This window comes from Enterobacteriaceae bacterium Kacie_13 (assembly GCA_013457415.1).
Lineage (GTDB): Bacteria > Pseudomonadota > Gammaproteobacteria > Enterobacterales > Enterobacteriaceae > Rahnella.
The window spans coordinates 2,437,851-2,461,264 of the sequence record CP045665.1 but is presented as its reverse complement, the minus strand read 5'-3'; the positions used below and the strand labels follow the sequence as shown (position 1 = coordinate 2,461,264).

The 23,414-nt window shown below is 52.5% G+C and carries 18 protein-coding genes; 13 read left to right on the top strand and 5 right to left on the bottom strand.

Annotated elements, in window-relative coordinates; translation table 11 throughout:
• Nucleotides 1-23: 23 nt before the first annotated feature.
• Both zntB and GE278_11180 read left to right on the top strand, forming a co-directional pair.
• Nucleotides 24-1,007: a zinc transporter ZntB gene (gene zntB / locus GE278_11185; GenBank protein ID QLK61293.1), complete on the top strand. Its 984-nt coding sequence runs from the start codon at nt 24-26 to the stop codon at nt 1,005-1,007.
• Between the two features lie 283 nt (nt 1,008-1,290).
• Nucleotides 1,291-1,968 carry a hypothetical protein gene (locus tag GE278_11180; GenBank protein QLK63272.1) on the top strand — a complete coding sequence of 226 codons (678 nt, stop codon included), beginning with the start codon at nt 1,291-1,293 and terminating at the stop codon, nt 1,966-1,968.
• 58 nt (nt 1,969-2,026) lie between these two features.
• Here GE278_11180 and ttcA read toward each other — a convergent pair whose 3' ends face one another.
• Nucleotides 2,027-2,953: a tRNA 2-thiocytidine(32) synthetase TtcA gene (ttcA, locus tag GE278_11175; protein QLK61292.1), complete on the bottom strand. Its 927-nt coding sequence runs from the start codon at nt 2,951-2,953 to the stop codon at nt 2,027-2,029.
• Between the two features lie 229 nt (nt 2,954-3,182).
• Between ttcA and GE278_11170 the strand changes: the two genes are divergently transcribed.
• Nucleotides 3,183-3,416 (top strand): YgdI/YgdR family lipoprotein, encoded by a 234-nt coding sequence (locus GE278_11170; GenBank protein QLK61291.1) that lies wholly within the window; start codon nt 3,183-3,185, stop codon nt 3,414-3,416.
• Nucleotides 3,417-3,448: 32 nt separating this feature from the next.
• Entirely contained in the window at nt 3,449-3,676 is a 228-nt protein-coding gene (locus tag GE278_11165) for a YgdI/YgdR family lipoprotein (protein QLK61290.1), read from the top strand.
• A gap of 78 nt (nt 3,677-3,754) precedes the next feature.
• Here GE278_11165 and GE278_11160 read toward each other — a convergent pair whose 3' ends face one another.
• Together GE278_11160 and GE278_11155 are read right to left on the bottom strand one after the other, a co-directional pair.
• Complete coding sequence (locus GE278_11160) at nt 3,755-4,336, bottom strand: hypothetical protein (protein ID QLK61289.1); 582 nt, start codon at nt 4,334-4,336, stop codon at nt 3,755-3,757.
• 211 nt (nt 4,337-4,547) lie between these two features.
• Nucleotides 4,548-6,356: a transporter gene (locus GE278_11155; protein QLK61288.1), complete on the bottom strand. Its 1,809-nt coding sequence runs from the start codon at nt 6,354-6,356 to the stop codon at nt 4,548-4,550.
• Between the two features lie 242 nt (nt 6,357-6,598).
• Here GE278_11155 and GE278_11150 point away from each other — a divergent pair, with 242 nt between their 5' ends.
• The 4 genes from GE278_11150 to GE278_11135 all read left to right on the top strand — a co-directional run bounded on the left by GE278_11150 (nt 6,599) and on the right by GE278_11135 (nt 11,665).
• Nucleotides 6,599-7,942 carry an alginate lyase gene (locus tag GE278_11150; GenBank protein ID QLK61287.1) on the top strand — a complete coding sequence of 448 codons (1,344 nt, stop codon included), beginning with the start codon at nt 6,599-6,601 and terminating at the stop codon, nt 7,940-7,942.
• Entirely contained in the window at nt 7,939-10,071 is a 2,133-nt protein-coding gene (locus tag GE278_11145) for a chondroitin lyase (protein QLK61286.1), read from the top strand. Before GE278_11150 ends, GE278_11145 begins: the two co-directional genes overlap by 4 nt.
• A 10-nt stretch (nt 10,072-10,081) precedes the next feature.
• Nucleotides 10,082-10,858, top strand: coding sequence for an SDR family oxidoreductase (locus GE278_11140; protein QLK61285.1), 777 nt, complete (start codon nt 10,082-10,084; stop codon nt 10,856-10,858).
• A gap of 93 nt (nt 10,859-10,951) precedes the next feature.
• Entirely contained in the window at nt 10,952-11,665 is a 714-nt protein-coding gene (locus tag GE278_11135) for a GntR family transcriptional regulator (GenBank protein QLK61284.1), read from the top strand.
• Nucleotides 11,666-12,261: 596 nt separating this feature from the next.
• Here the strand turns inward: GE278_11135 and nifJ are convergent.
• Complete coding sequence (gene nifJ, locus GE278_11130) at nt 12,262-15,783, bottom strand: pyruvate:ferredoxin (flavodoxin) oxidoreductase (protein QLK61283.1); 3,522 nt, start codon at nt 15,781-15,783, stop codon at nt 12,262-12,264.
• 309 nt (nt 15,784-16,092) lie between these two features.
• Between nifJ and GE278_11125 the strand changes: the two genes are divergently transcribed.
• On the top strand, nt 16,093-16,377 hold the full coding sequence (locus GE278_11125; GenBank protein ID QLK61282.1) for a DUF333 domain-containing protein: 285 nt from the start codon (nt 16,093-16,095) through the stop codon (nt 16,375-16,377).
• Between the two features lie 42 nt (nt 16,378-16,419).
• On the opposite strand, the gene hslJ is transcribed toward GE278_11125, so the two are convergent.
• Nucleotides 16,420-16,842, bottom strand: coding sequence for a heat shock protein HslJ (hslJ, locus tag GE278_11120; GenBank protein ID QLK61281.1), 423 nt, complete (start codon nt 16,840-16,842; stop codon nt 16,420-16,422).
• Nucleotides 16,843-17,194: 352 nt separating this feature from the next.
• On the opposite strand from hslJ, the gene GE278_11115 reads away from it, so the two are divergent.
• The 4 genes from GE278_11115 to GE278_11100 all read left to right on the top strand — a co-directional run bounded on the left by GE278_11115 (nt 17,195) and on the right by GE278_11100 (nt 23,413).
• Complete coding sequence (locus tag GE278_11115) at nt 17,195-18,049, top strand: helix-turn-helix domain-containing protein (protein ID QLK61280.1); 855 nt, start codon at nt 17,195-17,197, stop codon at nt 18,047-18,049.
• A gap of 83 nt (nt 18,050-18,132) precedes the next feature.
• Nucleotides 18,133-19,431 carry an MFS transporter gene (locus tag GE278_11110; GenBank protein QLK61279.1) on the top strand — a complete coding sequence of 433 codons (1,299 nt, stop codon included), beginning with the start codon at nt 18,133-18,135 and terminating at the stop codon, nt 19,429-19,431.
• 53 nt (nt 19,432-19,484) lie between these two features.
• Nucleotides 19,485-22,154, top strand: coding sequence for a Bacterial alpha-L-rhamnosidase (locus GE278_11105; protein QLK61278.1), 2,670 nt, complete (start codon nt 19,485-19,487; stop codon nt 22,152-22,154).
• Between the two features lie 155 nt (nt 22,155-22,309).
• Nucleotides 22,310-23,413: an ATP-binding cassette domain-containing protein gene (locus tag GE278_11100; GenBank protein QLK61277.1), complete on the top strand. Its 1,104-nt coding sequence runs from the start codon at nt 22,310-22,312 to the stop codon at nt 23,411-23,413.
• The last annotated feature ends 1 nt before the right edge of the window (nt 23,414 follow it).

Below are 23,414 nucleotides of genomic sequence, written 5' to 3'. Positions count from 1 at the left end.
CGAATTATAAAGCGAGGAACGTCGTGGAAGTCATTAAGGGAAAAGAACTACAGGTAGCCGATGCTGTTTATGCCTTCCAGCTGGACGGTCAGGGCGGTGTGAGCGACATCAGCGTACAATGCGTCGCGACGGACGAAAAACCTTGCTGGCTGCATCTGGATTACACCCGTCCGGAAAGCGAAAACTGGATTAACAATACGCCAGTATTACCTGACACGGTTCGTGAAGCGCTGGCCGGAGACAGTGTGCGGCCTAAAGTTATCCGCATGGGCGAAGGCACGCTGATCACGCTGCGCAGCATCAATCTCAACGCCGATTCCCGTCCGGACCAGCTGGTCACCATCCGCGTGTACCTTACTGATAAAATGATTGTCTCCACGCGCCATCGCAAAGTCTTCTCAATGGAAGAGATGATAAGCGACATGCAGCAGGGCAGCGGGCCGAAGAACACGGGCAGCTGGCTGGTGGAAATGTGTGATGCGTTGACCGATCACACCAGCGATTTTATCGAAGATCTGCACGATAAAATCATCGATATCGAAGATGACCTGATGGAACAGCAGGTGCCGGAGCGCGGCCAGATGGCATTGCTGCGTAAACAGCTGATTGTCCTGCGCCGTTATATGGCACCGCAGCGCGACGTGTTTTCGCGACTTTCCAGCGAACGCCTGCCGTGGATGAACGACGATGAACGTCGCCTGATGCAGGAAATCTCGGATCGCTTAGGGCGCGGGCTGGACGATCTGGACGGCAGTATCGCCCGTACCGCCGTGCTTTCCGATGAAATCAGTTCACTGATGGCCGATTCCCTCAACCGCCGCACCTACACCATGTCGATGCTGGCGATGGTCTTCCTGCCGACGACGTTTCTGACGGGGCTGTTTGGGGTTAATCTCGGCGGCATCCCCGGTAACTCGTCACATTTGGGGTTTGGAATTTTCTGTGTGTCGCTGGTGGTGCTGGTGGGTGGCGTCGCGTGGTGGCTGAAGAAAAGCCGCTGGTTATAGGGGCAGAGATCCTGCGAAAAAAAAGCAAAAAAAAGCCGGTCAGAAGACCGGCGTCGTTCGAATCAAAAAGTGCTATGCATTAATTCTAAAAATTTGGAAATAAGACAATATGGAGCACAACGCCCATCGCTTGACGTTGCATTCACCTGCGGAATGGATAGTGCACCGATTCAGCGGTAGTAATGTTGATTTGGCTCAATCTTTTTGAGGTTTTTGTGCTGTCAGCCCGGTCGGCGTGGATTTGTGCCACGTGGATCTCAAAACTTACGATCAGGAGTCAGTTTTGCACACCGGAGAAATGATTCATCAGGCGTATGAAAATACGATCGAAAGGACGCTGAACTTATGGAATGCGCACGGAGAGACCGGTAAAGCCAGAACCGAACCTTTCTATCACCCGACCAAACTGGCTATTACCAGCGGCAACCGCGCTGGGGCAGCAATGGCCGGACTGTTGTCCGATTTAACCGCAGCCGCGCAGGGCGATAAACTGGCGGATATCGCACCGCCCGGGGGTATGCATTTCACATTTTTTGCGATCACTCAGGCACTGTACGACAGTCCGGAAGACGCTGAAGATCTCGCCGGGCTCGTGGAGACTTTTGAACAACACTGCGCCGGCCATGTCATGCAAATCAGCGAGTTGCAACTGATAGCACTGCCCAATCAGCTGCTGCTGGCGGGTATTCCCGACAGGGATAGCTTACGCGTCAGGCAGTCGCTGGCAGAGCATCTGCTGGCGACGAAATGGGCGGGAAAAATTAAAGACCGCTATCCCAATGCCGCTATTCCCCAAATTTTCTGGCACAGCACGCTGCTGCGTTACAGCGCTGAATTTATGCCTGAGCCGCTGCGGGCATTCTTCCATGAAAACCGGCACAGGAATTTCGGCGCGGTAAGCCTGCCGGTGAAACTGGTGATGACTAACTACAACTGGACCGATACCGTTCTTCTTTCCTGAAAAGCAAAAGCCCGCTTCAGCGGCGGGCTTTGATGACTAAAGGCTGGTTGGAGAAACGTTATTTAATTTCCAGTACGTTCAGGCGTTCAACCGGGGCAGTGATTTCATCGTCTTCCGGCTGCCAGCCGACCGGTTGCATAGGAATATCTTCGCGATCGAACGCCAGATCCCCACCGTCGACCACTTCACCACCGTGCTGGATCCCTTTAAAATCAAAAAGATTCATATCATTGAGATGTGAAGGCACCACATTTTGCATCGCACTGAACATGGTTTCGATACGGCCCGGATATTTTTTATCCCAGTCTTTCAGCATGTCGCCGATGACCTGGCGTTGCAGGTTTGGCTGTGAACCGCACAGGTTACAAGGGATGATCGGGTATTCGCGTGCAATCGCAAAACGCTCGATGTCTTTTTCGCGGCAGTACGCCAGCGGGCGGATCACGATGTGTTTGCCGTCGTCGCTCATTAGTTTCGGTGGCATACCTTTCAGTTTGCCGCCGTAGAACATATTGAGGAACAGCGTTTGCAGGATGTCATCGCGGTGATGGCCAAGTGCAATCTTAGTACAGCCCAGTTCGGTCGCAGTGCGGTACAAAATCCCGCGGCGCAGACGTGAACATAAGGAGCAGGTAGTTTTACCTTCCGGAATTTTATCTTTAACGATCGCATAAGTATCTTCGGTCACGATCTGGTATTCCACACCCAGCTCTTCCAGATACGCCGGCAAAATATGCGCCGGGAAACCCGGTTGTTTCTGGTCCAGATTGACGGCAATCAGTGAAAAGTTTACCGGCGCGCTTTTTTGCAGATTGCGCAAAATTTCCAGCATTGTGTAACTGTCTTTACCGCCCGACAGGCACACCATTATGCGGTCACCTTCCTCGATCATGCCAAAGTCAGCAATGGCTTTACCGACGTCACGACGCAGGCGTTTCTGAAGCTTATCGATGTTGTATTTTTCTTTCTGAATTGGACTGGTCACAAATTTCTCTTTCGCAAAATCGCGGCGCGCAGGCCGCCAGTGTCTATGCGCAGTAGGGTACGGATTTTGCTGCCTGCTGTCAGGTAGATTTTTGCGTAAATCAGGGTTTTTTATGGACAGAAAATCACCAAAAAACTTCCATTTGTCCGAATCTCAGATGAATGTGAAATTCCTGACTATAGTTAATAGACTCATTGTTAAGAAAAAACCCTAATTCAGGAGGGATGATATGAAAAGGAAAAACCTTATTGCCGCATCACTGGCCGCTGTCTCAATACTGTTTGTTGCAGGCTGTGCCTCAAATCAGGCAATAAAAACGACGGATGGAAAAACCATCGTAACGGACGGTAAACCTCAGGTAGATGACGATACCGGTCTGGTGTCGTACAAAAATGCAGAGACGGGTAAAACAGAGCAAATTAACCGCGATCAGGTTAAAAACATGAGCGAGTTGGATAACTAATTTATTCAATCACTGTGACAAAGGAGAGAACGATGAACAGGAAATTGATTCTGCCATTAGCCGCATTAATCAGTGTCGCAGCGTTGTCAGGCTGCACCCGTACCAGCTATGCCATTCAGACTAATGATGCGCGAACCATCATCAGCGACGGTAAACCAAAAGAAGCCGAAACCGGCCTGTTGGAATATACCGATGCTAATGGGGTAAAACAGCAAATCAGTAAAACTGAAGTCAAGCAGGTGACGGAGCTTCCCAACTAATATCGCTTTTTGTCTGTTTTTTCCAATATCTAAACCCGCTGAAAGCGGGTTTTTTATTGCCTTATCACGGTTCCATACTTAGGGTGCGGGGAGGGGGATGTCGATATTACCTTTCACGTAACGAAATCGTTCATCTGCTCGGGAAGGGTTACCTGCGGGGTTATCTCTGTGTCCACGGAATGTTGCCGTCTGATTCATATATTTCCGGGTTCCAGACAAGTAACCCACTTTTACACCCTTAATATTTAGTTCCGTTCTTAACTGAATAAGAAAGTCATCGCTGTCTCGTAAAATATTGCAGGCCTGTATTTTTAGAAAACCGACCTCTCTCAGCCCGTGGGAGACCAGTTCATACGCCAGCGCAAAAGCGTTGAGACGAGTCCCATCGAATTTGTTGACCTGTCCAGGATGCCCATGCCCCATAACGTCCAAACGATCATTCACTGTGATGCACGATAAGTTACGCGTGTTTTGCACGGAGGAAATTCCGTCTATCGCATCACCTATCCGCCGGTCAAACTCTGTATAAATTGGTGCTTTGCCTAACGTGAAAATATTATGACCGGGAATTTTCAGGACTTTATGCGCATATATCACCCCTGATTCCATTGGGCCATCATCGACTCTGTCAACAAATAAGTAATATCTCTTTTTCCACATTTATCTCAATTTCCCTATGATTGGTATGATTATAATATTTACACATCCTTTAATTCATATCACCTTATTATTAAGTTTTTATTTTTATTGTTTTGTATTAATAAGAAGGGTAAGTGAAATTATTGAATGTTTAATTTTTATCTCGTGAGTAGTAATAAAAATGCAGAACCCTGTCACGCAAAGCCCTGCATTGTCTTCTTAACTGCCGTGATTACCGCTGCGACGTCACGATTTTCACTTTATCCACCGCTGCGGCTTTTTCTGCCTTCGCTGCGGTCATGCCTTTTTCTGCGCTGCGGTGTAATACCCAGCCGAAGATGAGAATCGACAGGGCGCACAGCAGGAACAGGATCCGTCCCCAGAGCGGGTTAGGTACCAGCACCATCAGCAGTAAACCGGCACCCATGTACATCGAAATACGGCCAATTTTATCGCGTTGCAGCCGGTCGAACTCATCCTGTTCGTTGTCGGCATAGACCGGCGTTTCCATATCGATGAAGAACTGTTTGCGCTGTGCCTCGCGCGCGGTATTGGCTTCACGGTAGAACAGACTTGTCAGGCAGAAGAATCCACCGGTGAACACCATGTGCGAGAAGATGTTCCACATAATTGCTACGTCCAGTAACTCACGCGCAGTCAATGTGATACCGAGAAGGCGTGCCATGTCCGGTGCGGTAAAGACGTTAGCGACAACGTACGATACGCCCAGCCCGAACAGGACGGTGGCCCAACCCGCCCAGTCCGGCGTTTTACGGATAAACACGCCAAGGAACAGTGGCACGACAATCGGCGCCTGCATCAGCGTGCCGACTTTCATCATCAGATCGAAAAGACTCACGGTCTGCATTGTGTGCATGTACTGCGCGACCAGGATCACCAGCACACCGTTCACCACGCAGGCTATCTGCCCGACGCGCAACTGATACTTGTCGCTGCGCGCGCCGTTACGGTTGACGACCGGCGTCCAGAAGCTGCGCACAAAAATCCCCGAGTTACGGTTCAGCGCGCAATCCATGGAGGACATCGTTGCTGCAAACAGTCCTGCCATCAGCAGGCCGACGGTACCGAGTGGCATGGCGCGTTCGGCAAAAATCAGATATACCGCATCGGTAGCGTTTTTCCCCAGCTCAGGGTGCGCGGTGGCGGCGTCCGGATACAGAACGGCGACCGCCCACGGCGGGATGAACCAGATAAGCGTACCGACAAACATCAGCACCAGCGCGAACAGCGCCGCTTTTTTAGCGTTGAAACTGTCTTTGGCATTCAGAAAGCGGTAGGAATCCTGAAGGTTATTGATGCTTTGCACGTTCTTGATGAAGAAGAACAGGAAGCAGGCCACCAGAAGCGAAATGTAATGCGGTCCGACGTCTGGTCCGGTAAAGAAGCCAGAAGGGAACTCGGTCACCAGTTTGACCGGTCCGCCGACTTTAAACAGGGCAACCACCGCGCAGGCAATTGAAATAATCGCCACCACCAGCGTCTGAACAAAATCGCTCGCCACCACGCCCCATGCGCCGCTTAGCAATGAAATCACCAGCACTACCACGCCGGTCACCCACAAAGTAAGCGTAATGTCGTGTTTGAACACCGCGCTGGCAAACACTGCCAGACTGTTCAGCCACACCCCGGCGCTCAGGATGCTCAGAGGAATAATCATCCAGGTAAAAAACTGTTCATTGCCTTTGCCGAAGCGGTGGTTGATAGCCTCGGTGGCCGTATCCACCCGCAGCTGACGAAAACGCGTGGCGAACCACCACCAGGCGATGAGATAGCCGAACACGTTACCGGCGAACACGCTGACCACGTTGAAACCGTAGCGGTAGGCCTGACCGGCGGCACCGGTGAACGTCCACGCGCTGAACTGGATCATGAACGCGGTTGCGCCAACCATCCACCAGAGCATTCGCCCCCCACCGCGAAAATAGTGGCTCGAGGAGCCTGACGCCATCTTTTTGAAGGCATAACTGATAGCAATCATTAAGACGAAGTAACCGATCATGACCAGAACATTGATATCCATTGTCGTTACTCTCTCATTTGTAGGTGAGGTGTTTTTGGTTATGTATTGAGCAAGCGTAGAAGAGAGTAATGGAATTAAAAGTCCGACAAATAAGAAACGCTTAGTTTGTTATCGATTTGTGAAGTCGGTCACTTGATGGGCAATTTGTGGCTTTTTTCGGCTAATTCTGACTGGCGCTTATAAACATTCATTGCTTTATTAGTAGTACTAAAGCGAAAGAAAACGTTATAACCGGAGAATGCATGACGCTATTTAAGTGCCGTACCGTTGAGGTAAAACAGCTCGCCGCAGCCTTCATCATGATGTCTGGCAGCGCAGGCGTCTTCGCCGCTGAACCGGCATTTCTCAATACCGCGCAGATGGAAGTAGTCCGCCAGCAGTTGCACGACAACACCGCTGCGCCACAATCCTCTGACGCGTACCGTCACCTGCTGGCCGCTGCGGATTCCGCGCTTAACAAACCCAATCTCAGCGTGACCGACAAAGGCATGACGCCGCCGGGCGGCTCGAAGCACGATTACCTCAGCCTGAGCGCTTACTGGTGGCCGGACGACAGCAAACCCGACGGCCTTCCGTGGATCCGCAAGGACGGGCGCGTCAATCCGGCCAGTAAAAACGATCAAAGTGACGGCGTAAGGCTGGCTGATTTCACCGCGCGGGTGCAGAACCTGACGCTGGCCTGGTATTTCTCCGGTGAACAAAAATATGCCGACAAAGCCGCCAGCCTGCTGCGCGCCTGGTTTATCACGCCACAAACGCGCATGAACCCGAATCTGAATTTTGCGCAGGGCGTGCCGGGAATTTCGCCGGGACGCAACGCCGGTGTGCTGGATGGGCGCTATTTCTCCACGCGCATTGTGGATTCGCTGATTTTGCTGCGTGGCAATCCGGCGTGGAGCGACAACGACGAACAGCAACTCCACGCGTGGATGACGGAGTATCTGCACTGGCTTCAGGGCAGCAAAATCGCGAAGAAGGAAGGGCGCACCGAAAATAATCACGGTAACTGGTACGTGACGCAGGTGTCAGGCATCGCCTGGTATCTCGGTGATAAAGCGGTGATCGACGATATGGCAACGCTGATGAAAAGTAAGCTCGACGTACAACTCAAACCCGACGGCACGCAGCCCGCAGAACTGGCGCGCACCCGATCCTTTCATTACAGCTATTTCAATTTACAGGCGATCAGCATGATGGCGCTGCTGGCGCAGAAAAAGGGAATCGATCTTTGGCACTATAAAACGCCGCAAGGCGGTAACCTGCTGACCTCACTGGATTTCATGGCGCGGTTCACCGATCCGAACGTAGCGTGGCCTTATAAATCGATCGACCAGATCCGCGTGCGTCCGCTGCCGCTGCTTTCCTGGGCGGATAATTCCACCGGCCAGTCGCGCTACCAACAAAAGATCCGCAGCGCGACCTTCACCGTGCCGCCAGCGGATAAAAGTAAGAAAATGACCGGTGGCTATCATGAAGACGCGACGCGTGGCGCGGTAATGGAAGCCGAGCGGGAGACCTGGCTGATTTCGCTGCCCTCGTTCGCTACCGGCTATGTCGCGCCTCAGCCACAGGAGAGCGGAAAATGAGTCAGTGGCAACCGTTGTTGATTTCCATGCATGAGGCCGGGAAACTCCGCGAACATATTGCTGCGGATACTCTGACTGGCGCGGCGCTGCGCGAGCAAATCGTCTTGCTTGAGCGTTATATGGCGCAGCCGCATAGCATCCCCGGTCACGGTGAAGCGGGAGGGGCTGAGCATACGCGGCACAAACAAAACTACTTTTATGTCAATCTCGCCGGGCGTCTGTTCCTTATCACCGGTGAGGCGCGTTATCGTGATTTCGCGCTGGCGTTGCTGACCGGTTACGCCGACATTTACCCTTCGCTCGGCAACGCTACCAGCAAAGACAGCAATGCGCCGGGACGGCTTTTCCATCAGACGCTCAACGAAAACATGTTCTGGCTGTACGCCGTTGAAGGCTACCACTGCCTGATCCCCTCGCTGAGTCAGGAAGAGTGTGCATACATTGAAAAGAATTTGTTTAGCGTAATGGCTGACGACGCGCTGAACCGCCACAGCAAAGATTTCGATATCGTGCACAATCACGGCATCTGGTCAGTGGCGGCGGCAGCCATCAGCGGTTACGTACTTGGCGATTTATCACTGGTCGAAAAAGCGCTTTATGGCCTGAAGGGGGACAGCGAAAGCGGCGGTTTTTTTGCCCAGCTTAGCCAGCTGTTTTCACCAGACGGTTACTACATCGAAGGGCCTTATTATCACCGTTTTGCGCTTCGACCTTTACTGCTGCTGAGCGAGGCGATTGAACGCCGTCAGCCGGAATTACAGATTTATCAGTTCCGTGATCAGATCATTCGTAAAACCTGCGAAGCCCTGATGCAGACCGCATTCCCCGACGGGACCTGGCCTGCGCTCAATGACTCCTCCAAAACCATCAATATCCGCGATGACGGCGCAGTCATCGCCGCCAGCGTTTGCTATCACCGCTATCCGCATAATCCGCAGTGGGTTGCTGTCGCGCAACAACAGCACACCCTGTGGGTCAGCGCAGCGGCGCTGGAATTATCCGCAGCATTGCAAAGCGCACCACCGCTAAAAGTCAGTTGGGGGAGCGTCGAACTGCATGACGGACCGGAGGGTTCACACGGCGGCCTCGGAATTTTGCGCAGTGCCGAACTAGATATGGCGCTGATGTGGTACGGCCAGCACGGTAGCATTCCCCGCCTACATTCTGCGCTCAACCACGGGCATTTTGACGGCCTGCACCTCAGCCTGTTCAACCGAGGCCGTGAGTTTTTACGCGATTACGGGTTTGGCCGCTGGGTGAATATCGAACCCAAGTTCGGCGGGCGCTATATTCCAGAAAACAACAGCTACTGCAAGCAGAGCGTCGCGCACAACACCGTAGTGGTGGACGAAAAAAGTCAGCACGGCGGACTCAGTCTGGAGGCGGAAAAACGCTGGGGCGAACCGCACTTCTTCGTCACGGACAATCCGGCAGAACAGGGTATGAGTGCCCGGCTGAGCGATTATTATCCCGGCGTAAAACAGCAGCGCACCGTGCTGATGCTGGATTTACCGGAGCTTGGCTCGCCGCTTATCGTCGATGTGTTCCGCCTGACCAGCCAGCAGACGCACTGTTACGATTATTGCCTGCATCATCTCGGCCAGTTTGTACGCAGCAACGTCACGCTTGATGTGGCGAAAGTGCTGAAACCTCTGGGTGAAAGTCACGGATATCAGCACCTGTGGGACTGCGCCCGCAGCACGATTGCGGGCGGCGATTGCGCGTTATTCAGCTGGCTTGATGGCGACGGTTACCGGACTCTGGTCAGCGCTTTTCCCGACGGCGGCGAGTTAATCGTAGCCCGCACCGGTGCCAGCGATCCGCATTTCAACCTGCGCAACGAACCGGCGCTGCTGCTACGTACTCACGGCAAAAATGCCATTTTCGCCAGCGTATTTGAAACGCACGGTTATTTCGATGAGGCTACCGAAACTTCACTCGATGCGCGCGGCGAAGTCATAAGTATCTGCGTAGTGAGCCACGATGATCAGCAATCTGAAATCAACATCCTCTTTACAGAAAACCGGACGCTGAATGTCCGCATCAATAACCGCGCCGCGCCGACAGCGGAAAACGCTTTCAGCGTGGCGTGGCAATCCGTTTCACCTCTGACTATCTCTGAAAAATGAAGGAGCACGTATGTTTAACGATTTAAACGGTCAGCGAGTTTTGATTACCGGTTCAACCAAAGGTATTGGTCTGGCGGCGGCAAAAGCTTTTGCCGCGGCGGGCGCGAAGGTCGGCATTAACGGTCATCGTCACGATGCGAGCCTTGAACAACTGGCGGCGGAAATCGCCAAAAACGGCGGTGAAGTCGCGTACTTTGGCGCGGACGTCACGAAATCTGCCGAATGTGAAGCGCTGGTGGCAAACTTCGTTGAACGCTTTGGTGGTATCGATGTGCTGATCAACAACGCTGGCGGCCTGGGCGGGCGTCAGGGACTGGAGAGCATCGACGACGATTTTTACGATCACGTAATGGATCTCAACGCCCGTTCGGCGCTGATGGTCACTAAATTTGCTATCCCGCATTTGCGCCATTCGGCTAAACAAAGCGGCAAAACGACTTCGGTGATCAGTACCGGGTCCATTGCCGGACGTGAAGGCGGGGGGCCAGGCGCGAGTTTGTACGCGGCCTCGAAGGCCTGGTTGCACAACGTGCACCGCAACTGGGTGAAGGAATTTACCAAAGATAATATCCGCTTCAATGTGGTTTCTCCGGGCACTATCGACACGGTTTTTCACGCCGATAAAAGCCCGGAAGTGCGCGAGAAAATCGCAGGATCTATCGCCATGGGCCGTTTTGGCACCAGCGAAGAACTGGCACCAAGCTTCCTGTTTTTCGCCTCCCACGCGTGCAGCGGTTACATCACCGGTCAGATATTAGACGTTAACGGCGGCCAGATGGCGCCATAGCGCACAGTTCGTGAGTTTCATCGCGGCGGACGCATGCAGCGTTTCGCCGCCTGAACTATGCTGTCGGCAATCTGCACAGTAAAAGGGAATAGCATGACGATGCAGTTTGAAACCGCCGCAGGTATGACACGCGGTCTGAACACCCATATTGCCCGCGATATCGCCCGTAAAATTCTCTCCGGCGAGCTGGCCTGCGGTGCCATTTTGCCGAGTGAAATTGAGCTCGGCGAACAGTTCGGCGTCAGCCGCACGGCCTTACGCGAAGCGCTGAAACTGCTCACGTCAAAAGGTCTGCTGGAATCACGCCCGAAAATCGGCACGCGTGTTAAAGAGCGTCCGCAATGGAATATGCTCGACCCGCAACTGCTGGAGTGGATGCAGGGCATGGAAGCGACCGAAGAGATTTATCATCAGTTTCTTGAATTTCGTAAAGCCATCGAACCGCACGCCACCGCGCTTGCTGCCGTGAACGCCAGCAAAGAACAGCGGATCGAGCTCTCGCGGATCTATCGCCAGATGTGTCACGTGGCGGAGAATTTCGACGCGCAGGCGTGGGTGGACATCGATACCCAGTTTCACCGGATGATTTTCATCTCCTCCGGTAATTGTTTTTACGTCCCGTTCGGCAATGTGCTGACCACCATTTTCAAATGGTTTTTCGAATACTCCTCAAAGGAAGGCGGAATGTGTCTGAACGAGCATAAACGGATTTATGAGGCGATTATGGCGGGGGACGAGGGAGAAGCTTATTCCGCGTCATTGAGTTTGATGAAGGGGCATAAGCATCGACTTGGATCAGGGGGGTAATTCAACTTCAACACCGTGGGTTGCCACCCACACCGGCCCAAAGGACGCGTAAACGCGCGCCCTCTGGACTCCCGCGTTTTTAAAAACACGTGCCATGCATCCTGGCTATGTTTCAGGTATTACCGCTATTGCCGCAAAATCACGCCGCTCCGCGGTGCCCTTCGCTCGGGTTACAACCCGCGCACAAAGACGCACGGTTTTTCACCTCTCGCTACGGCGCGATTTTCGAACGCGGCCATACACTTTTTAGGTCACAACCTCACCGACTCAGGACGAAAATAGGAAACAGCCAAGTAAAAATTGAAAATGACTAGGTTTTATCTTGTCTAGTTTGTCTTTAAAAATGGTGAGATGGCGCGGTCAAAAAATCCTGCTGAACGGAGCGGGCTGGAGACCTTAGGCTCCAGCACCGAGAGAAGGTACCGCGCAGCGGCAGGGTTTTGCGCCACCCTCCTTAGCCGCAGAACAAGTCCATCATTCCCGCGATAGCGCTTTTTAAAATAAACGCAGGATTGTTAAGGGGCGCGTTTACGCCCCTTAACCCGGTGTGGGCCGGCGCCCAGACTTTGACCTTGAGGTTGATTTAAAAGCTGACCTTAGTCAGCACTTTTCCCCGCCAGCATGACCAAAAACTCATACTTCTGTTTCAGCTCTTTCTCCGCCGCCGCATACAACGCGGTAGCGACTTCCGGTTGCTGAGCATTGAGCCTGCGGAAACGCTGTTCGTTATTGAGCGTATCCGTCAGTCCTGCGCCTGGCGGACGGGAATCCAGCGCCAGTGCCGGTTTGCCCTCATCCACCCGACGCGGGTCAAATCGGTACAGCGGCCAGAATCCGGTAGTGGTCAGCTGTTTCATCTGATCATGGCTGAGTGCAAGGTCGTAACCGTGCTCCTCGCACGGGCTGTACGCGATAATCAGCGACGGCCCCGGATAGGCTTCGGCTTCCTGAATGGCTTTCACTGTCTGGTTCAGCTGCGCGCCGAGCGAGATTTGTGCGACGTAAACATGACCATACATCATCATGCTGACACCCAGATCTTTGCGCGATTTACGTTTGCCCTGTTCGGCGAATTTGGTAACTGCGCCGAGCGGGGTGGCCTTCGATTGCTGGCCGCCCGTGTTGGAATAACACTGAGTATCGAGTACCAGCACGTTGACGTTTTCGGTCAGGCTGAGAACGTGATCCAGACCACCGAAGCCAATGTCGTATGCCCAGCCGTCGCCGCCAATCAGCCAGATGGATTTATCCACCAGATAATCCGCGTCGGTTGCCAGCTGGCGCGCGTCAGGTGTGTCGATCTCCGCCAGAATTTTGCGCAGCGCGATAATATGCCCGCGTTTTATTTCCGGCGTGACGGTGTCATCGCGCAGGCCGTCCAGCACTTCAGCCGGAATATGTTCTTCCAGCGACGCCACCAGTCGCAGCACGCGGCGTCGGTGCTGATCGACCGTCAGACGAAAGCCCAGACCGAACTCGGCGTTGTCCTCAAACAGCGAGTTTGCCCATGCCGGGCCGCGGCCTTCGGCGTTAGTGGTGTAAGGCGTTGACGGCAAATTACCGCCGTATATCGAGGAGCAGCCGGTGGCATTGGCAATCAGCAAACGGTCGCCGTAAAGCTGGGTGATAAGCTTAATATAAGGCGTTTCGCCACAGCCGGAGCAGGCACCGGAATACTCGAACAGCGGGGTGATCAGCTGCGAGGTGCGGATATCGATGCGTTCCAGCGTGGTTTTATCAATTTCAGGCAGTTTGAGGAAGAAATCATAGTTGGCGCGTTCCTCTTCCAGATGCTCAATGCGGTCGGCCATATTAATGGCTTTGATCGACGGATCCTGACGGTCTTTCGCCGGACAGACTTCGACACACAGATTACAGCCGGTACAGTCTTCCGGTGCGACCTGCAGCACGTATTTCTGGCCGCGCATATCGCGGGATTTCACGTCCAGCGATTGCAAGCCTGACGGCGCATTCTCCATTTCCTGTGGCTGAACCACTTTGGCGCGGATCGCGGAATGCGGGCAGGCGGCGACACAGTGGTTGCACTGAGTACACAAATCCGGCTTCCAGATCGGCACTTCTTCGGCAATGTTGCGTTTTTCCCACTGCGTGGTTCCGGTCGGCCAGGTACCGTCCGGCGGGAAGGCGGAAACAGGCAACGCATCACCAAGCCCTGCCAGCATCGCGGCAGTCACGGTTTTGACGAAATCCGGTGCGGCATCGGAAACAATCGGCGGACGTTTATGGGGATTTTCCGGGATCGGCTGCAACGGTACGGCAACCAGCTGTTCCAGCGTCGCGCCGAGCGCCATCCAGTTGCGGGTGACCACGTCTTCGCCTTTACTGCTGTAGCTGCGGGCAATCGCGCCCTGCAACTCTTTCAGTGCTTCATCACCTGGCAGAATCTTAGTCAGGTGGAAAAAGGCCATCTGCATGACGGTATTGATACGCGCGCCAAGGCGGCATTCGCGGGCAATTTTCGCAGCGTTGATGACATAGAAACGAGCCTCGCGTTGATGCAGCGTAGCCTGAACCTCCAGCGGCAGTCTCGCCCAGACCTCATCGGCGCTGAACGGCGTATTGAGCAGGAAAATTCCGCCATGGCGCAGGCGTTCCGCCATCTGATACAAGTCGATAAACTGCCACTGATGGCAGGCGACGAAATGAGCCTGTGTTACCAGATAGGCGGATTTGATTGGGTTTTCGCTGACGCGCAGGTGCGATACCGTCAGGCCACCGGCCTTTTTGGAGTCGTAGACGAAATATCCCTGCGCATACATCGGCGTGCTGTTGCCGATAATCTTGATATTATTCTTGGTCGCCGAGACGGAACCGTCGCTGCCCAGCCCGTAAAACAAGGCTTCCAGCGAAGCGCGTTCAGGCAACTCTTCTTCCACTACCGGCAATGAAAGGCCGGTCACGTCGTCATAAATGCCAACGGTAAAGCGCGGGCGCGGCTGGCTGCGTGCCAGTTCGTGAAATACTGAGAGCACGCAGTCGGGCCCGAATTCTTTCGAAGATAACCCGTAGCGACCGCCGATCACTTTTGGCAGGGAATCGCGTTCGCCGCGGGAATACGCTTCCGCCAGCGCGGTCATCACGTCGAGATACAGCGGTTCCGCTAGTGCGCCGGGTTCTTTGGTGCGATCGAGCACCGCGATGCTTTTTACACTTTGCGGCAGCACCGACAGCAGATGTCCGGCACTGAAGGGACGGTACAGACGCACTTTCAGCACGCCGACTTTTTCGCCGCGCGCGTTCAGGGTTTCAATGACTTCTTCGGCGGTGCCGATGCCCGATCCCATCAGCACGATCACGCGTTCGGCCTGCGGATCGCCGACGTATTCGAATGGCTTATATTCGCGGCCGGTGAGGGCGGCGAAGGCATTCATGGCATCAATGACGTGCTGGCAGGTGGCGTTGTAATACGGATTGGTGGCTTCGCGGGACTGGAAATAAGTATCCGGATTAGCGGACGTGCCGCGAATGACAGGGTGATCCGGCGAAAGTGCGCGGGCGCGATGGGCATCAATTTGCGCCTGTGGCAGCATTTGCCGGAGCGTATCGTCACTCAGCGGTGCGATTTTATTGATCTCGTGCGAGGTGCGGAAACCGTCGAAGAAATGGATAAAAGGCACGCGGCTGTTAAGGCTGGCGACCTGAGAAATCAGCGCGAAATCTTGCGCTTCCTGCACGCTGGCGGCAGAGAGCAGGGCACAGCCTGTCTGACGAACGGCCATGACGTCGGAGTGATCGCCAAAAATTGACAGCGCGTGGGTCGCCACCGTCCGGGCGGCAACGTGCAGAACAAACGGCGTTAGCTGGCCGGCCAGTTTGTACAGCACCGGGATCATCAGCAGCAAACCCTGCGACGAAGTAAAAGAGGTCGACAGCGCGCCGGTTTGCAACGCGCCGTGGACGGTGGAAATCGCACCGGCCTCCGACTGCATTTCCATTACCGTCGGGACGTCGCCCCATAAGTTTTTCTTTCCTTCGCCTGACCATGCGCCTGCAATTTCGGCCATGGTAGAACTCGGAGTGATCGGGTAGATAGCAATCACTTCGTTAGTGCGATAAGCCACGGAAGCGACTGCGTTATTACCGTCAGTGGTGATCATGGAATACCCTTTGCTTGCTCACAAAAACAGGCCAGCAAACTTTTGGTTATGCTGGCAAGAATGATAAAAGCTTAGCAGAGGGCGGAATAATCAATTTATCCTGATTGTGTGCATGGGTTTTTATTAGTCAGGTGAATGATTTGGGGAGCGCCGGAAAGAAAAGTGTTTCGGTTTATGAACAAAAGCCCATTTTTTAGGAAAAAGTTGATGTTCTTTCGCGGGAGTACTCGACGCAGACGAAAAACGTCGGATATGATGACCGTTCTAAAATATTCCCCGCTACAACCCTATATTTCAGGAGCAGGACAGATGATCACTGCGTTTCGCGTGTTACTGGCCACCGGCGTGCTGGTATTAGCCGCATGCAGCAGCCATGAAGAGTCGGCTGACGTTCCACAAAAAGGCAACAGCGTGAATGTCGGCGCGCGTACCGTCAATATGGACAGCCCGGCGTATGCGGCATGTTCGATGGCGGGCGGACAATTGCGACTGGCGCCGCAGCTTGATGGTAGCCGCGTCGGGATGTGCTCCATGTCGAACGGCCGCCAGTGTTCCGAAACTGCATTGATGCAAGGCCGCTGTACTGCGGGATAAACGCCAAACTCAGGTTTGGCGTTTATGCATTTTACTTCGTGATTACATACGGTCTTTCAGGCGGTATACCAGCGTATGTTTGCCCTGGGTCAGGGTCAGTTTATGATCCTGCAAGTTCACCGTCGCGCCATTGTTGAGCACTTCACCGATCACTTGATCCCATTTATTGAGATTTTCATCACTGCACAGCATGCGGGTCGAGGCCATGCCTTTCACGGTCAGCACGCTGTTTTGCAGTTGGCCCTGGCCAAAGAAGTTATTACACATCTTGCCGGAAACGTGCATTTTCTCTCCGAACTCAATCTCCGGAATGCGCCCCTGCGCCGCCGGAACCGTCTGACCGTCAACGCTCAGCAGTTCAAAACGGTGATGCTGTAAGTCGGTTTGTTTAACCGCGGTATTCTGATTCATGCTGCAAGCGCTCAGAGTTATGGCCGTAGCCAGAATAAACAGTGCCTTTTTCATCTTCTCTCCTGAGAAATATTCCATCCGCATTCTTGATGTCGATAGATTCATCTGACTAATGCGTCATTCGCCTGCCTATTATAGCGTGAATGGGTTATAGCGTGAATAGGTTGAGGCGTTAACCCTTCCCTGTGTCCGATTTGTCATTGCCGGTGACACCCGTCTCCGGGCCTGAACCCATGGCGATTGTCGGAAATGAAACTTATATCACTGTCGTTTACGTCTCAGTGCCAGCACGCTATATAGACTTGTCATCATTATTACGGTCTAATCATCACATCAGAAATTATTGTTTATAATATGCGTGAGGCTATAAAGGAATACGCCATTTTCACAATTAACCGGTGAAGAAATGAAAATATTACGCGTCGATGATTTCTTTCTTTCAGACGATCATGCGTTCAGCTTATTTGATATGCATCATCAGATGATGGAGGACGTCCACGGTCACGAATTTGATGAACTGGTCATTGTCCGGCACGGCAGCGGATTTCATATTATTAACGATCAGGTGCAGTTTATCTGTCAGGGTGATTTCTTTTTGGTATCTTCCCGCGACATTCACTGTTATGAATCGGCGAACGAATTATCTGTTATTAATATACTATTGCACCGCACACGATCTTTTTATTTCATTCAAAATATAGATATTCTAAAAGACGGCATTAGACAGCGCACGTTGCCGCCCAAAAACAAACGATTTTCCCTGAATGAAAGTGAATTAGAAAAAATCATCCGGCTGGCGGGGGAGGTCAATAATAAAAACTCTCCGGACTACGGTGCGGATTATTTTTCTTCTACTGAGTCAGCGCTGCTTGCCATTATCAGTTTACTTTACCGCTGCGCGACTAAAAAAGAAGAAAAGACAGGCAGGGTTGAAAGCGGCAAGCGTTTCCTGATAAATCATCTCATTGAAAATTATCACTGCGCTATCAATTGGCAGGAATTATGCGAAACAAGCGGTATTACTAAACGAACCATGTTTCGATTTATTAAACAGACCACCGGATATACACCTGAGAAATTCCAGTTGCGCTACCGGTTGCTCAAAACACAGGAGTTACTGCGCACCACCGATTATTCCATTGGTAAAATTGCGCTGATGTGCGGATTTACACATCACGCCAGGCTGACCGAAGCCTATAAAAAACAATTCTCTCGAACGCCCTCTCAGGAACGCGCACGAGTGAGTAATAGCGTGATCTGATTGCAATAAAATAGGTTTAGATAAGTCACAGGGATTAAAAAGATGAAGTGTTAATCTTCACAATAACTTCTAAAGGAATCACTATGTCTATAATCAAACATCCTAACCCCTGGTATGTCGGTGTGGTATCAGGAATGGCGTCTTATATTGATTCAGCCGCCATAGTTTCGAACGGTACCGCACTGGTAATATATCAAAAAGCGATCGGCACCACGTCTTTTGAAATAGGCGTTCTCTCCGGGATATTAACCTTATGTATTGCGCTAGGCGCATTATTCGGTGGCAGGCTGGGGGATTGCTACGGGCGGCGCACCGTTTTTATTGCGACCATGGTCATGATTATTATGGGCACGCTACTGTTAGCGTTCGGTCATCAATTTCCGGTACTTTTAACCGGCACTGTTTTGGTCGGCCTGGCCACGGGTGCAGATTTACCGGTGTCGCTGGCGACCATTTCTGAAGCCGCCTCGGATAAGAACCGCGGGAAGATTATAGGTCTTTCTAATTTACTGTGGTTTCTCGGTATCGTTATGACTATGGCTGTCTCCTCTGTGGTCGGCGGCTGGGGGCACATTGGCGGACAGGTGATGTATCTTCATGTCTGCATCGTGGCGGTGATTTTGCTGGCATTGCGCTGCACTATTGCGGAATCACCGATGTGGCTCACCGCCCGAAATGAATATAAGAAAGGGCTGACCACCGTTCGTGCGCAAAAAGTAGCGTACCGGGATTTGGTCAAAGGAAAATATCTGCTGCCCTTTGTCTCGTTGTGCATCTTCTATATGTTTACCAACCTGGCTGCCAATACCGGCGGGCAGTTCGGCACCTACGTCGCCGTCAACGTGGTCGGCATCAGCGTTGAGAAAAACTCCCTGTGGAATCTGCTGACCTTACCGGTCGGAGTGATTGCCGGGATACTGTTCATGCGCTTCGTTGATACGCCTAAGCGGATCCCGACCTTCATTGCTGGTGCATTCTGCTTTGCCGGTGGTTTTTTCCTGCCGGTTATTTTCAACTTCTCGCCGCTTTCCTGGTTCTGCTGCCTGTTCTTTACCGCATTGGGCAGCGGGCTGGCTTTTGAAGGCATCATGAAGGTCTGGTCGCAGGAATCCTTCCCTACCATGCTGAGATCTACTGCGCAGGGCGTCATTGTGGCGATTTCCAGGTTGTCCTGCGGGCTGTTGGCCTTTGTGACGCCATTACTACTCGATGCCGGGCCTGTCGCGCTGTATTCAATTTTATCCACTATTGTCGCGCTGGGTTTATTTGTCGGATGGTTATGTTTCCACGGTAAACAGCGAAATGAATTTAAAAGCGAATCTGAAAATTATATTGAAGAAAGTCGTTATATTTCTCCAGGTATATCCGCAGAAAAAATCTAATCACTATACACCTTACCCTTTAATAATTTGACGTAATTAAGGAGTGCCAAATTATGCTGTCCATAGCAAAATTAACCCTGGATCTGGAGCCGGTATTACAAGGTGTGGATCGCATGCCGGTTATTGGCTGGGAAATTGAAAGTCATAACAGGAATGTGAAGCAGATCTCTTATTGGTTGCAAATTGCGCAGGATGAATATTTCAACACCATTATTTTTGACAGTGGAAAAGTCATTAGTGAAATATCGAGCAATCTGGATGTCGGGGAAATAGCATTGCAGCCTTCAATGCGTTACTTCGTCCGCGTGCAGGTTCAGGATAATTACGGTGAAACCAGCAACTGGAGTCATGCCGCAACGTTCATCACGGGTTTACTGAACGGCGGCTGGCAGGCAGAATTTATCTCTGCTGAAACTCCCGCAGACAAGAACAGTTCGGCCAGCACATCGCTGAGAAAAAGTTTCGCAATCGACAATGCCGCAAATATCGCCTTTGCCGTATTACATGTCAGTGCGTTGGGGTTATATGAATTTTATTTAAACGGGAACAAAGTCGGCAATGATGAACTGACACCGGGATGGACCAGTTATCATCATCATTTACTTTACCAGACCTATGATCTGACCGGTTTGCTACAAACCGGTGAGAATGTCATGGGTGCCGTTCTTGGTGCGGGCTGGTTCAAAGGTGATATGGGATTTACCCGTCACCGTAATTACTATGGCGAACAAACTGCGCTGATATGCCAGTTAGTGATTCACTACAACGACGGTACAAAAAAGAGTATTCATTCCGACCAGGACTGGACAGGTGAACGCTCACCCATTATTTTTTCCGAGATTTATGACGGCGAAATTTATGATGCCAGAAAAGAACTGACGGGCTGGAATAATAAGCACTATCCGGCAACATCATGGTGGCCGGTGAATATTGTTCAGTACGATAAAAAAACACTGACCGCGCAAGCAAGTTGTAAAGTCCGCCAGATAGAATTGCTGACTCCGCAAGAAATAATCATTACTCCACAAGGCGACCGGGTGATTGATTTCGGACAAAATTTAAGCGGCTGGGTAGAGTTTACAGTATCCGGGCGCGCAGGTGATAAAGTGATATTACGTCACTTTGAAGTGTTCGATGCCGCAGGGAATGTCTATCTGGATAATTTACGTTCGGCCAAACAGCGTGTCGAATACACGCTGAAAGGCGAGAGCGAGGAAATTTATCATCCGCATTTCACCTGGCAGGGTTTTCGCTATGTGAAAATTGAAGAATATCCGGGAGAGGTGAGTTTACATAATTTCACCGCCATCGTGCTGCATTCCGCCATGGAGCCGACCGGCCATTTCAGTTGTTCTCATCAGGATCTTAACCAGCTGCACCACAATATTCTCTGGGGGCTAAAAGGTAACTTTATCGATGTGCCGACAGACTGCCCGCAGCGCGACGAGCGCCTCGGCTGGACGGGCGATGCGCAGATCTTCTGCCGGACCGCCAGTTACCTGATGCAGACGCGTAATTTCTTCGCCAAATGGCTGACAGATTTGCGCTGTGACCAGACACCGGAGGGCGGCGTTCCGCATGTGATCCCGGATATTCTCGACGGCCACTGCGGGAATGATCGCCTGCTGTCCGGTGGGGGGACGCATTCCGCATCGGCGTGGGCGGATGCGGCGGTGATCAATCCGTGGACAATGTATCTGATGTACGGCGACACGCGGGTACTGGAAAATCAATATGAAAGCATGAAAGGCTGGATCGATTTCATGCAGTCCCATGCAGAAAATAATATCTGGCGCTACCGGTTACAGTTCGGCGACTGGGTGGCGCTGGATGCCAAAGAGGGCAGCTACTTTGGCGCGACGCCCAATGATCTGACCTGCACGGCCTACTATGCCTGGTCCACGCTGTTGTTCGCCAAAGCGGCTAAAGTACTAAACCGTCACGACGATCACGAAAGGTATCTCGCGCTGCATCACGCTATTGTCCGCAGTTTTCAGGAGGAGTTTTTCACACCGACCGGACGGCTGGCGGCGAGAACGCAAACCGCCCATATTCTGGCGCTGTATTTTAATCTGGTACCCGACGCATTCCGCCAGAGAACGACGGACACGCTGGTCGAGCTGTTAGAAGAACAGGGCGGTCATCTGGTCACTGGATTCGTCGGAACGCCGTATTTCTGTCATGCGCTGAGTCAGAACGGACGGGCGAAGGAAGCCTGGGAACTGTTGCTGAAAGACGATTTCCCCTCCTGGCTGTATCAGGTCAAAGCGGGCGCGACCACCATCTGGGAACACTGGGACGGCATCAAACCGGATGGTTCGATGTGGAGCGCTGATATGAATTCATTCAACCATTATGCCTATGGCGCGGTGGGGGAATGGCTTTACCGGGTCGTGGCCGGGATTGAAGCGGATGAAGAACGGCCGGGCTTCAAACACGCGCTCATACGCCCGCTTATCGGCGGTGATGTGACGTGGGTCAGAGCCGGTTACCACTCGGTATACGGTGAAATCGGCGTGCAATGGCAAATCACCGGCCAGGATGTGCAGGGCAAAACTGTGAGGCTGGATGTGACGATCCCGCCGAATGCGACAGCCACTATTTCGTTGCTGGCAGCAGAAAGCGTATCCGAACCCGACGGGGTAGATTTTATCCGCAGCGCGGAGGGATTTGCTGCAGAAATCGGTTCTGGCCGTTATCAGATAACGTATGTCATCAGATAATGATTAACCTTTAGCTTGCGGCCGGAAAGCGTAACACAGGGCGCTTTCGGGCTGCAAAATCTGCCTGTCTTCCTGCCGTCATCTCCTCATCATAAAACCGTCATTTTGCCCCGTTAGGTTATGCCCATCACCGGTCAGAGAGAATCATCACGGGCATGAGCTATTTATCACTGCGTCACATCCGGAAATCCTGGGGAAATAAGGCCGCGCTCGACGACATCAGTTTTGATGTGGAAGAGGGAGAGTTTATCGCGTTGCTGGGGCCTTCTGGTTGCGGTAAATCCACCATGTTGCGCACCATCGCCGGGCTCGAATCTGCCGACAGCGGCGCGATATTATTTCGTCAGGAAGATGTCACCGCGCGCTCGCCGTCAGAACGCAAACTGTCAATGGTCTTTCAGTCTTACGCACTCTTTCCGCACATGAGCGTGCGCGAAAATCTGCTGTTCGGGCTGCGGGCGCGGGGTGAAGATAAACGTCAGTTCGCTACGCGGTTAGCAGAAGTCAGTAATCTGATGGAGCTGGAACAGCTGCTTGACCGGCTGCCTGCGCAACTTTCCGGCGGCCAGCAACAGCGTGTGGCTCTGGGGCGCGCGGTGATCGCCAATAACAAGCTGTGTCTGATGGATGAGCCGCTGTCTAACCTCGACGCTAAACTGCGCCAGAGCATGCGCCGCGAAATCCGCGCGATTCAGAAGAAACTCGGCCTGACGATGGTCTACGTCACCCATGATCAGACCGAAGCCATGAGCATGGCCGATAAGATCATTCTGCTTAACGATGGTCGCATCGAACAGCACGACACGCCGGACAACCTCTACAACAACCCGACCAGCATTTTCGCCGCGCAATTTTTAGGTGCGCCGCCGATGAATATCTTGCCGCTGGTGCCTCGCGGTACACATCATTATCTCGCCAATATGCCGGTGCCGGTGGTGGAAAATCTCGATGAAGAGGCCATCAGCCTCGGGCTTCGTGCAGAAGATATTCAGCTGACGGACGCCGCACATGCCGGTCTTACCGCCCAGGTCATTAGTCATGAATATATGGGCGCGGATACGCTGGTGGTCTGCGCATTAACCGGATATCCCGAACCGCTCACCGTAAAAGTGCCGGGGATGAAACGCTTTGCCGAAGGTCAGATTGTCGGGCTGCAATGGGCGACTGGCGCACAATATTTTTTCTTCAGTGCGGACGGCAAACGCTGTTATCGCGCTGAGCATGTCTGCTTACCTGCAGAAAACCGGGTTGCCGTCTGAT